The 12,421-nt window shown below is 69.3% G+C and carries 9 protein-coding genes; all 9 read left to right on the forward strand.

What is annotated here, in order from left to right; genetic code table 11:
- Nucleotides 1-5 precede the first annotated feature (5 nt).
- Nucleotides 6-1,397, forward strand: a complete 1,392-nt coding sequence (gene lysA, locus ACLLJJ_RS28645; protein WP_434596652.1) for a diaminopimelate decarboxylase — start codon at nt 6-8, stop codon at nt 1,395-1,397.
- Nucleotides 1,398-1,506: 109 nt separating this feature from the next.
- Nucleotides 1,507-2,808, forward strand: coding sequence for a homoserine dehydrogenase (locus tag ACLLJJ_RS28650; RefSeq protein WP_434596653.1), 1,302 nt, complete (start codon nt 1,507-1,509; stop codon nt 2,806-2,808).
- 3 nt (nt 2,809-2,811) lie between these two features.
- Nucleotides 2,812-3,882, forward strand: coding sequence for a threonine synthase (gene thrC / locus ACLLJJ_RS28655; protein ID WP_434596655.1), 1,071 nt, complete (start codon nt 2,812-2,814; stop codon nt 3,880-3,882).
- Nucleotides 3,883-4,132: 250 nt separating this feature from the next.
- Nucleotides 4,133-5,050 carry a homoserine kinase gene (gene thrB / locus ACLLJJ_RS28660; RefSeq protein WP_434596657.1) on the forward strand — a complete coding sequence of 306 codons (918 nt, stop codon included), beginning with the start codon at nt 4,133-4,135 and terminating at the stop codon, nt 5,048-5,050.
- Nucleotides 5,051-5,446: 396 nt separating this feature from the next.
- Complete coding sequence (gene rho, locus ACLLJJ_RS28665; RefSeq protein ID WP_434596659.1) at nt 5,447-7,540, forward strand: transcription termination factor Rho; 2,094 nt, start codon at nt 5,447-5,449, stop codon at nt 7,538-7,540.
- Nucleotides 7,541-7,887: 347 nt separating this feature from the next.
- A complete protein-coding gene (locus ACLLJJ_RS28670) occupies nt 7,888-9,519 on the forward strand; it encodes a trypsin-like serine protease (protein WP_434600546.1) in 1,632 nt (543 codons plus the stop codon).
- Nucleotides 9,520-9,713: 194 nt separating this feature from the next.
- Nucleotides 9,714-10,817 (forward strand): LCP family protein, encoded by a 1,104-nt coding sequence (locus ACLLJJ_RS28675; RefSeq protein ID WP_434596661.1) that lies wholly within the window; start codon nt 9,714-9,716, stop codon nt 10,815-10,817.
- A gap of 160 nt (nt 10,818-10,977) precedes the next feature.
- Nucleotides 10,978-11,196 (forward strand): 50S ribosomal protein L31, encoded by a 219-nt coding sequence (gene rpmE, locus ACLLJJ_RS28680; RefSeq protein ID WP_434596663.1) that lies wholly within the window; start codon nt 10,978-10,980, stop codon nt 11,194-11,196.
- A 135-nt stretch (nt 11,197-11,331) separates the two neighbouring features.
- A complete protein-coding gene (prfA, locus tag ACLLJJ_RS28685; RefSeq protein WP_434596665.1) occupies nt 11,332-12,411 on the forward strand; it encodes a peptide chain release factor 1 in 1,080 nt (359 codons plus the stop codon).
- Nucleotides 12,412-12,421: the final 10 nt, after the last annotated feature.

Raw genomic sequence — 12,421 nt, forward strand, 5'->3', positions numbered from 1 at the left:
GAAGAATGAGCCGTTCCGCACACCCCGCCGGGCCGCGTCACGCCGACGTCTACCCCGAGGGCCACTACACCGCCCCCGCCGACGACCTGAACCTCCTCGACGAGAAGGTCTGGTCGCGCACCGTACGTCGTCAGGACAACGGGGTCGTGGCCGTCGGCGGTATCGAAGTGACCCGCCTCGCCGAGGAGTTCGGCACCCCCGCCTACTTCCTCGACGAGTCCGACTTCCGCGCCCGCTGCCGCGCCTGGTCCGACGCCTTCGGCCCGAACGCCGACGTCTTCTACGCGGGGAAGGCCTTCCTCTCGCGCGCCGTCGTGCGCTGGCTGAAGGAGGAGGGGCTCAACCTCGACGTGTGTTCCGGCGGCGAGCTGATCACGGCTCTCGAAGCGGGCATGCCCGCCGACCGCATCGCCTTCCACGGCAACAACAAGTCGACGGAGGAGATCGAGCGGGCGGTCGACGCCGGCGTGGGGCGCATCGTCCTGGACTCCTACCAGGAGATCGTCCGCGTCGCGCATGTCGCGCAGAGCCGCGGCAAGCGCCAGCGCGTCCAGATCCGGGTGACGGTCGGCGTCGAGGCGCACACCCACGAGTTCATCGCGACCGCCCACGAGGACCAGAAGTTCGGGATCGCGCTCGCCGGGGGACAGGCCGCCGAGGCGGTCCGCAGGGTCCTGAAGCTCGACGGCCTCGAACTCATCGGCATCCACTCCCACATCGGCTCGCAGATCTTCGACATGGCGGGCTTCGAGGTCTCCGCGCGCCGGGTCGTCCAGCTCCTCGCCGAGGTGCGTGACGAGCACGGCGTCGAGCTGCCGGAGATCGACCTCGGTGGTGGCCTCGGAATCGCGTACACCTCGGAGGACGACCCCAGCGAGCCGCACGAGATCGCCAAGTCGCTCCTGGAGATCGTCACGCGCGAGTGCGAGACGCACGGGCTCACCACCCCCCGCATCTCCGTCGAGCCCGGCCGCGCGATCGTCGGGCCGACCGCCTTCACGCTCTACGAGGTGGGGACGATCAAGCCGCTGGAAGGGCTCCGCACCTACGTCAGTGTCGACGGCGGCATGTCCGACAACATCCGTACCGCGCTGTACGACGCCGAGTACAGCGTCGCCCTCGTGTCGCGCACCTCGACCGCCGAGCCGATGCTCTCCCGCGTCGTCGGCAAGCACTGCGAGAGCGGCGACATCGTCGTACGCGACGCCTTCCTCCCCGCGGACCTGGCGCCCGGCGACCTGATCGCGGTCCCCGCCACCGGCGCTTACTGCCGCTCGATGGCCAGCAACTACAACCACTCGCTCCGTCCGCCCGTCGTCGTGGTCCGTGACGGCGAGGCGCGCGTGATCGTCCGGCGCGAGACGGAGGAAGATCTCCTGCGTCTCGATGTCGGCTGATGAAATAGATGTCTCGCAATCTGGACGGGAGACAAAAACTCCCGTCCGGTGAGTGAGACTGGTTCGTACTCAAGAGTTATGGCTGTACTTGATGAAAGGCGTAGGTCGGATGATGCGTACGCGTCCACTGAAGGTGGCGCTGCTGGGCTGTGGCGTGGTCGGCTCAGAGGTGGCGCGCATCATGACGACGCACGCCGAGGACCTCGCCGCCCGGATCGGGGCCCCCGTAGAGCTCGCCGGGGTCGCGGTCCGCCGCCCCTCCAAGATCCGCGAGGGCATCGACCCGGCGCTGGTCACCACCGACGCGAAAGCCTTGGTCGAACGGGGTGACATCGACGTCGTCATCGAGGTCATCGGCGGCATCGAGCCCGCCCGCACCCTCATCACCACCGCCTTCGAGCACGGCGCGTCGGTCGTCTCGGCGAACAAGGCACTGCTCGCCGAGGACGGCGCGGCCCTGCACGCCGCCGCCGAGAAGCACGGCCGGGACCTTTACTACGAGGCGGCGGTGGCGGGCGCCATTCCGCTCGTACGCCCGCTGCGCGAGTCCCTCGCCGGCGACAAGGTCAACCGGGTGCTCGGCATCGTCAACGGCACGACCAACTTCATCCTCGACAAGATGGACTCCTCCGGAGCCGGATATTCCGAGGCGCTCGACGAGGCCACCGCCCTGGGATACGCCGAGGCCGACCCCACCGCCGACGTCGAGGGCTTCGACGCCGCCGCCAAGGCCGCGATCCTGGCCGGCATCGCCTTTCACACCCGGGTGCGCATCGGCGACGTCCACCGCGAGGGCCTCACCGAGGTCTCCGCCTCCGACATCGCCTCGGCCCGCCGCATGGGCTGCACCGTCAAGCTGCTCGCCATCTGCGAGCGCGCCGCCGACGGCAAGTCCGTGACGGCCCGGGTGCACCCCGCGATGATCCCGCTGACGCACCCGCTCGCCTCCGTCCGTGAGGCGTACAACGCGGTGTTCATCGAGGCCGAGGCAGCCGGACAGCTGATGTTCTACGGTCCGGGCGCCGGCGGCCCGCCCACCGCCTCCGCGGTCCTCGGCGACCTCGTCGCCGTCTGCCGCAATAAACTGGTCGGGACCACGGGTCCCGGCGAATCCGCGTACACACAGCTGCCTGTCAGCCCCATGGGCGAGGTCGTCACGCGGTACCACATCAGTCTCGACGTGGCCGACAAGCCTGGCGTACTCGCCCAGGTCGCGACGGTCTTCGCCGAGCACGGCGTATCCATCGACACGGTGCGCCAGCAGAGCCGACAGGACGGAGGCGGCGAGGCATCCCTCGTCGTCGTCACCCACCGCGCGCCCGACGCGGCCCTTTCCGGGGTCGTCGAGGCGCTGCGCAAGCTCGACACCGTGCGCGGTGTCGCCAGCATCATGCGTGTTGAAGGGGAGTAGGGGATGACCACCAACGGCACCCACCAGTGGCGCGGCATCATCGAGGAGTACAGGCACCGTCTTCCGGTGACGGACACGACGCCGGTGGTCTCCCTCGGCGAGGGTGGCACGCCGCTCGTAGTGGCGCAGGTCCTCTCCGAGCGCACCGGCTGCGAGGTGTATCTCAAGGTCGAGGGCGCGAATCCGACCGGGTCGTTCAAGGACCGCGGCATGACCATGGCGATCACCCGCGCCAAGGAAGAGGGCGCGCAGGCCGTCATCTGCGCCTCCACCGGCAACACCTCGGCTTCGGCCGCGGCGTACGCGGTGCGGGCCGGCATGGTCTGCGCGGTCCTCGTGCCGCAGGGCAAGATCGCGCTGGGCAAGATGGGGCAGGCGCTGGTCCACGGCGCCAAGATCCTCCAGGTCGACGGCAACTTCGACGACTGCCTCACGCTGGCCCGCCGCCTCTCGGACAACTACCCGGTGGCGCTGGTCAATTCCGTCAACCCGGTGCGCATCGAGGGCCAGAAGACCGCGGCCTTCGAGATCGTCGACGCGCTCGGGGACGCCCCGGACATCCATGTGCTGCCCGTGGGCAACGCCGGCAACATCACGGCGTACTGGAAGGGCTACCGCGAGTACGCGGGCGACAGGATCGCCACGCACGCCCCCCGCATGTGGGGCTTCCAGGCCTCGGGCTCGGCGCCCATCGTGCGCGGCGAAGTGGTCAAGGACCCGTCCACCATCGCCACCGCGATCCGCATCGGAAACCCGGCCTCCTGGGACTTCGCCATCGCCGCACGCGACGAGTCGGGCGGCTTCATCGACGAGGTGACGGACCGTCAGATCCTGTCCGCCTACCGCTTGTTGGCCGCCCGCGAGGGTGTCTTCGTGGAACCCGCCTCGGCCGCCAGCGTCGCCGGTCTGCTCAAGGCCGCCGACGAGGGCAAGGTCGACCCGGGACAGAAAATCGTCTGCACGGTCACCGGAAACGGCCTCAAGGACCCGGACTGGGCGGTCGCGGGAGCCCCGCAGCCCGTCACCATCCCGGTCGACGCGGTCGCCGCCGCCGAGTTCCTCGGCCTGGTCTGACCCCTCAGGGGTGGACAGACCGGATGGAACGGTACAGAGCGCACAGGAGGCCCGCGACACGCATCGTGCGCCTCCTGTGCGCCCTATGTCGTCACGGAACCTTCCTTCGATAGGCTGTACCGAACCCGCCCCGCCGCATATGCCGCGATGTTGTCGCCGTAGTGGCCCTCGGGTGTTCGTACGTCTGGAAAATCCCGCGTCTTTGCAGTTCTCGAAAAGACCGCAGTCCCACAAGGAGAGTCGTCGAGCGATGGCCGGTCCCGCGTTCCGCGCCGCCGCCGTAAGGGTGCGCACCCCCGCCACCAGCGCCAATCTCGGCCCGGGCTTCGATGCCCTCGGCCTGTCGCTGGGGCTGTACGACGACGTGGTCGTCCGGGTCGCCGACTCCGGGCTGCACGTCGACATCGCCGGCGAGGGCGCGCGGACACTGCCCCGCGACGAGAGTCATCTGCTCGTACGGTCGCTGCGCACCGCGTTCGACCTGCTCGGCGGGCAGCCGCGCGGCCTTGAAGTCGTCTGCGCCAACCGCATCCCGCACGGCCGGGGCCTCGGCTCCTCGTCCGCCGCCATCTGCGCCGGCATCGTCGCCGCGCGCGCGGTGACCATAGGCGGCGACGCGAAGCTCGACGACGCGGCCCTGCTCGAACTGGCAACCGAGATCGAGGGGCACCCCGACAATGTCGCGGCCTGTCTGCTCGGTGGATTCACCCTCGCGTGGACCGACGGGGGAGCGGCCCGCGCGATTCGGATGGATCCCGCGGATTCCGTCGTTCCGGTGGTCTTCGTGCCCGGAACGGCCGTACTGACCGAGACCGCGCGCGGCCTGCTGCCGCGGACCGTCCCCCATGTGGACGCGGCGGCCAACGCGGGCCGCGCGGCCCTGCTCGTAGAGGCCCTGACCAGGCGTCCCGAGCTGCTGCTCGCGGCGACCGAGGACCGTCTCCACCAGGACTACCGGGCCCCGGCGATGCCGGAGAGCCTGGTTCTGGTCAACCGACTGCGCGCGGACGGCGTCCCCGCAGTCATCTCCGGTGCGGGCCCCACGGTGCTCGCGCTGGTCGAGGACAGTGCGGCCGACAAGGTCGCACGGCTGGCCGGCGAGGGGTGGGCGGCCAATCGGCTGACGCTCGACGCCAGGGGTGCGGTCGTGCTGCCGCTCGGGACGTAGGGCCGTACCGGGCTGCACCAGCTGAAGAGCGTGATTGCCGGTGAGGGAGAGGGGGAATGTTTGTTGGATCCGGTAGTGTTAATCTCAAGTCTGCACCCGACGTCTTTGTGGCGCGGTGCTTTGCGTCCCCATTCGGGACCACCACCCTTCCGGGAGCCTCCCCAACTGCCTGAGCAGCCTGCCTGAGCAGTTTTGAGCACGCTCCGGAACTGGCGCGACACCCCAGGCTCATCCCAGGAGGGGCAGTAGGGGACATCGAGCCGGACCCCACGCACGTTCCTCTCCGCCGTTTCCCGGCGGACCACCGCCCCGGCACGGTCTCCAAGGCCGCAGCCGGACAGCACAACCGGTCGCCGAGCCAGACAGGCCGACGCCCGCTCCAGGGAAGGACCCTTCGTGAGCGACACCACCGATCTGATGGGCGTGACTGCCGACAAGAATGTCGACAACGCCGCGCCCGCCGCAGGTGCTGCCACTGGTAGTGCCGCCCGCCGCCGCCGCTCCGGCACCGGCCTCGACGGCATGGTCCTGGCCGAGCTGCAGCAGGTCGCGTCCGGCCTCGGCATCAAGGGCACTGCGCGGATGCGCAAGAGCCAGCTGATCGAGGTCATCAAGGAAACGCAGGCCGGCAGCCCGTCCGCGGCGAAGGGCGCCGACACGGCAGGCCCCGCCGCCGAGACCAAGCCCAAGCGCCGCGCCACGTCCAAGGCACGCACCGGAGATGACGCCGAGGCCACGGCCGCGGCGCCCGCGGCCGAAAGGGCCGTCGCCCAGCAGCAGATCGACATTCCGGGCCAGCCGGCCAACGACGACCAGCCGGTCGGTGAGCGTCGTCGGCGCCGCGCCACCGCGCAGGCGGGCAGCCCCGAGAGCACTGTTGTGACGGACACCAAGACCGAGACCAAGTCCGAGCCCCAGGCCGAGGCGAAGACCGAGGCCCAGCAGGACGGCAAGGCCGAGACCGCGGTTTCCGCGTCGGCCCAGGAAAGCGCGGACGGCCGCCGGGGTGACCGCCAGGAGCGCGGTCAGCGCGGCGACCGCCAGCGCGGCAACCGTCAGGACCGTGGCGACCGCCAGGACCGCGGCGACCGCCGTGACCGTGGCAAGGGCGACGACCAGGGCGGCCAGCGCCAGCAGCGCCAGGGCGGCCAGGGCGGCCAGGGCGGCCAGGGTGGTCAGGGCGGCCAGGGCGCGCAGAGCAGCCAGGGCCAGGGCGGCCAGAACAACGGGCCGCAGGACGACGACGAGTTCGGTGACGGTCGTCGCGGCCGCCGCGGACGTTACCGCGACCGCCGTGGCCGTCGTGGCCGCGAGGAGTTCGGCAGCGACGCGCCGCCGGTCACCGACGACGATGTGCTGATCCCCGTCGCGGGCATCCTGGACATCCTCGACAACTACGCGTTCATCCGGACCTCCGGCTACCTGCCGGGCCCGAACGACGTGTACGTATCGCTGGCCCAGGTCCGCAAGAACGGCCTGCGCAAGGGTGACCACGTCACCGGCGCGGTCCGCCAGCCCAAGGACGGCGAGCGCCGCGAGAAGTTCAACGCGCTGGTCCGGCTGGACTCCTCGAACGGCATGGCTGCCGACTCCGGCCGCGGCCGTCCCGAGTTCCAGAAGCTGACGCCGCTCTACCCGCAGGACCGGCTCCGTCTGGAGACCGACCCGGGTGTGCTGACGACCCGCATCATCGACCTCGTCGCGCCCATCGGCAAGGGCCAGCGCGGTCTGATCGTGGCCCCGCCGAAGACCGGCAAGACCATGATCATGCAGGCGATCGCCAACGCGATCACCGTCAACAGCCCCGAGTGCCACCTGATGGTCGTCCTCGTCGACGAGCGTCCGGAAGAGGTCACCGACATGCAGCGGTCGGTGAAGGGCGAGGTCATCTCCTCGACCTTCGACCGTCCCGCCGAGGACCACACCACCGTCGCCGAGCTCGCCATCGAGCGTGCCAAGCGGCTGGTGGAGCTGGGCCACGACGTCGTCGTCCTGCTGGACTCGATCACCCGCCTGGGTCGTGCGTACAACCTGGCGGCCCCGGCCTCCGGCCGCATCCTGTCCGGTGGTGTCGACTCCACCGCGCTCTACCCGCCGAAGCGCTTCTTCGGTGCCGCGCGCAACATCGAGGACGGCGGCTCGCTGACGATCCTGGCGACCGCGCTCGTCGAGACCGGCTCGCGCATGGACGAGGTGATCTTCGAGGAGTTCAAGGGCACCGGTAACATGGAGCTCAGGCTCGACCGGAAGCTCTCGGACAAGCGCATCTTCCCGGCGGTGGACGTCGACGCGTCCAGCACCCGTAAGGAAGAGATCCTGCTCAATTCGGAGGAGCTCGCCATCGTCTGGAAGCTGCGCCGGGTGTTGCACGCACTCGACTCGCAGCAGGCGATCGAGCTGCTGCTCGACAAGATGAAGCAGACCAAGTCGAACGCCGAGTTCCTGATGCAGATCGCGAAGACGACTCCCTCGGGCAACAACAGCGACTGATTTCGCCTCGATCGGGCCAACTGGGCCGCCCCGTCACGGAAGTGACGGGGCGGCTTTGTCGTTCCTGACGCGTTCCGTGACGCGATGTTGCCAAGTTGTGTTCACGTTTCCCCCGGAAATGGCTGGTGGGGTCCATGAGTCGGTCTTACGATCAACCAGCCGCGGGTGGGGGGGGCTCATCAGGCCGTCGTCCGCGACGCGTTCGCCCCTCCCTGTCTCCGGGCATTCACAGACCTCTGACAGGAGCCCGAGTGTTGTCTGCCAAACAGGGCGGGAAGCACAGGCGGCGCATACGCGTCGCCGTCCCCGCAGCCGCCGCTCTCATCGCCGCCGGTATAGCGGGCGCGATGCTGATGGCCCCGGCCGGCGCCACCGCGTCGCCCCTGCCGACCCCCGGCTTCGAGCCGCGCGTCGGAGCCCCCTCGCAGGCGGAGCTGGAAGCGCGCCTGCAGTCGGCCGCCAAGACGGCCGAGCGGCCGGCCAAGCCGGCCAGGCTCTCGGCCGGCGCGACGATCGACCCCAAGATCATCGGCGGTACGACGACCCCCATCGCCTCGGCTCCGTGGATGGCGCAGCTCTTCTACGAGGACGGCGACAACTCCTTCTTCTGCGGCGGCGCAGTCATCGCGCCGACGAAGATCCTGACCGCCGCGCACTGCGTGAAGGGCAAGGACTGGAAGAGCAAGGGCGTCATCGTCACCGGCACCGAGCAGCTGGCGACCACCGCGGGCCACGGCGGCGCCATGTCCGGTGTCTGGCGCCAGTGGAACCACCCGTCGTACAGCTCGGCCACCCTCGACAACGACATCGCGGTACTGACCCTGCCCGAGCCGGTCAAGGCCGAGCCGATCCCCGTCACGAAGTCGGACGACACGGCGTCGTACACGCCGGGGACCAGCGCCACCGTCTACGGCTGGGGCCGCACCAGCTCGACCAACGACGACATCTCGGCGACTCTGCGCCGAGCGACCGTCCCGGTCAACTCCGATGCCACCTGCGCCGATTGGAGCCTGGGCGGCGAGTTCGTCAAGGGTCACATGGTCTGCGCGGGCACGCCGGCCAGCGGCCAGGACGCCGGTACGGTCACGGCCTGCAACGGCGACTCGGGCGGCCCGCTGGTCGTCGGCGGCAGGATCGTCGGCGTCGTCTCGTGGGGCATCGAGGACTGTGTCGAGAAGGGCGCCTACAGCGTCTACGCGAAGGTCAGCTCCTTCGTCGGCGCCGTCGTCCCGCGGGTCGACGACACCAACATCAACGGTGACCACCGGGCCGACGTCCTGGCCCGTCGCACCTCGGGCGAGCTGTTCGAGTACGCCTCCAACGGCACCTCGTTCGCCGGGCGGGTGTCCGTGGGCGATTACAGCGACGCCAATGTGATCCTGCAGACCGACCTGAACCGGGACGGCTGCCAGGACCTGCTCGCGCGGACCACCGGCGGTGACGTCCTCTGGTCGCACGATGGGGTCAACACCAAGATCGCCTCCGGCTGGGGCTCCCGCAAGCACCTCGTCGTCCCCGGCGACGTCACCGGCGACGCCCTGCCCGACCTGCTGTCCGTCGACTCCGGCGGCGCCCTGTGGATCTACCCCGGCGAGGGCAACGGCACCTTCGCGGCCCGCACCAAGGTCGGCACCGGCTGGGGCCAGTACAGCCAGCTGCGCGGTCACGGCGACTTCACCGGCGACGGCAAGACCGACCTGATCGCCCGCGGCAGCGAGGGCAAGATGTATCTCTACAAGGGCACCGGCAAGGCGGGCACCGCGGCCTTCTCCGGCCGCGTCCTGGTCCGTACGTGGGGCGGCTACAACGCCTTCGACGCGGCGGGAGACATCACCGGCGACGGCAAGGCCGACTTCCTGGCCCGTACGCCCGGTGGCACGCTCTACCTCTACCCGGGCACCGGCAAGGCCACCTCGGAGATCTTCGCCACACGGATCACCATCGGAACCGGCTGGCAGCAGTTCAACATCTTCGGCTGAAAACCCAGGTGAGAGCCGATGCCCGGCCTCTCGCCCGGACGGCGTTTCCACGCCCTGTGGCCCCTGCTCCCAGCAGGGGCCACAGGGCGTTGTGCAACCCTTCACGGTGATCCGCCGTCTGACAAGAGGAGACATACCGTGCCTGATCACCACGGCAGGGGGTACTGGGAACCGAACGAGGGGCTGAGGAGCGTATGACGGAGCAGGGCAGGAGCGGGCGAATACGGGGGACCGGCAGGCGCCGGAGGGAACCCGAAAAGCGCGCCAAGGCACTCACGATCACCGCGTGGGCCGCAGCGGCCGTGGTGGTGCTGGGCGGCACGGGGCTCGGCTATGTCTACTTCCAGCTCGACGGAAACCTGAAGAGCGTCGACATCAACTCCCAGCTCGGCACCGACCGGCCGGAGAACGTCGACAACGGCTCGCAGGACATCCTGGTGCTCGGCTCCGACTCCCGTACCGGCGACAACGCCAAGTACGGCAAGGACGAGGGCGGCGCCCGCTCGGACACCGCGATGATCGTCCACGTCTACGAGGGCCACAAGAAGGCCAGCGTCGTCTCGATCCCGCGCGACACCATGGTCAGCCGCCCCGAGTGCGCCTCCGACGGCGACCAGAAGGACACCGGCGGGCAGCACCAGATGTTCAACACGGCGTACGAGGTCGGCGGCCCGGCCTGCGCGGTCAAGACCGTCGAGAAGATGTCCGGCATCCGCATGGACCACTACATCGAGGTCGACTTCAGCGGCTTCAAGACGCTCATCGACGACCTGGGCGGGGTGGAGATCACCACCAAGCAGGCCATCAACGACAACAAGAGCCACCTGGACCTGAAGCCTGGTACCCACACCCTCAGCGGTGAGCAGTCCCTCGGCCTCGTCCGGACCCGCAAGAGCGTCGGCGACGGCAGTGACCTGGGCCGTATCCAGCTCCAGCAGGCCTTCATCAAGGCGCTGATCAACCAGGTCAAGGACGTCGGCGTCTTCAGTAACCCCAAGAAGCTCTACGACCTCGCGAACACCGCCACCAAGACCGTCACCACCGACTCCGAGCTGTCCTCGGTCAATGAGCTGGTGACCTTCGCGAACGGACTCAAGGGCATCGGCGCGGGCGACATGAAGATGGTCACCCTGCCCGTTCGGTACGACCCGGCCGACCTCAACCGCGTCATACCGCTCCAGCGCAACTCCCAGCAGGTCTGGGACGCACTGCGGCAGGACAAGCCGATCCCCGCCTCCGCGACCAAGGACTCCGCGGGTGACAAGGGAGACGCCGGCAAGGTCGTCGAGAGCTCGTAACCGGAGCTCCGCGGAGTGCCGCGGTGGATCAGGAATACATCCGGGCCTCCTCCCGTTTTGGGAGATACGGCCAGTGCTGGCAGACTGGTACGTCGGTCCCGGTTCACGTGCGCGCAATCCGCGCGTGCGACCCGGAGCCCTCCCGAAACTAGGAGTCACCTTGAAGCGCGACATCCACCCCGAGTACGTCGAGACCCAGGTCAGCTGTACCTGCGGTGCGGAATTCACCACCCGCAGCACGATCTCCAGCGGCACCGTCCGCGCCGAGGTCTGCTCCGCGTGCCACCCGTTCTACACGGGCAAGCAGAAGATCCTCGACACCGGCGGCCGCGTGGCCCGCTTCGAGGCCCGCTTCGGCAAGGCAACCGCCGCGAAGTAGCGAGCCATTGCGCCGGTCCTCAGCCGCTCCGTACGGGGCGGGGGAGGACCGGCGCTTTGTCGTGACACACATCCGTCGCGGCACCCAGACGCACAGGCTGCTCTTCCCGTTTACACGTAACCCAGGAGCCCGAAGATGTTCGAGGCGGTCGAGGATCTGATCGGCGAGCACGCCGATCTTGAGAAGAAGCTGGCCGATCCCTCGGTCCATGCCGACCAGGCGAACGCGCGCAAGCTGGGCAAGCGCTACGCCGAGCTGACCCCGATCATCCGCACGTATCAGGCCTGGAAGCAGACCGGCGAGGACATCGAGACGGCCCGCGAGTTCGCGGCCAGCGACCCCGACTTCGCCGCCGAGGCCAAGGAACTGGAGAAGCAGCGCGTCGAGCTCACCGAGAAGCTCCGGCTGCTCCTGGTGCCGCGCGACCTCAGCGACGACAAGGACGTCATCCTTGAGGTCAAGGCGGGCGCGGGCGGCGACGAGTCGGCCCTGTTCGCCGGCGACCTGCTGCGCATGTATCTGCGGTACGCGGAGCGCGTCGGCTGGAAGACCGAGATCATCGACGCCACCGAGTCCGAGCTGGGCGGTTACAAGGACGTCCAGGTCGCGGTGAAGACCAAGGGCGGCAACGGCGCGACCGAGCCCGGCCAGGGCGTCTGGGCGCGACTGAAGTACGAGGGCGGTGTGCACCGCGTGCAGCGCGTGCCCTCCACCGAGTCGCAGGGCCGCATCCACACCTCGGCGGCCGGTGTGCTCGTCACGCCCGAGGCCGAGGAGGTCGAGGTCGAGATCGTCGCCAACGACCTGCGCATCGACGTCTACCGCTCGTCGGGCCCCGGCGGCCAGTCCGTCAACACCACCGACTCCGCGGTGCGCATCACGCACCTGCCGACCGGTGTCGTGGCCTCCTGCCAGAACGAGAAGAGCCAGCTCCAGAACAAGGAGCAGGCCATGCGCATCCTGCGCTCGCGGCTGCTCGCCGCCGCCCAGGAGGCCGCCGAGCAGGAAGCATCGGACGTACGTCGCAGCCAGGTCCGTACGGTCGACCGCTCCGAGAAGATCCGGACGTACAACTTCCCGGAAAACCGGATCTCGGACCACCGCGTCGGCTTCAAGGCGTACAACTTGGACCAGGTCCTCGACGGGGACCTGGACGCCATGATCCAGGCCTGCGTCGACGCCGACTCCGCCGCCAAGCTCGCGGCAGCCCAGTAAGACCCAAGGT

The organism is Streptomyces sp. A5-4, from assembly GCF_051131715.1.
Taxonomy (GTDB): Bacteria; Actinomycetota; Actinomycetes; order Streptomycetales; family Streptomycetaceae; genus Streptomyces.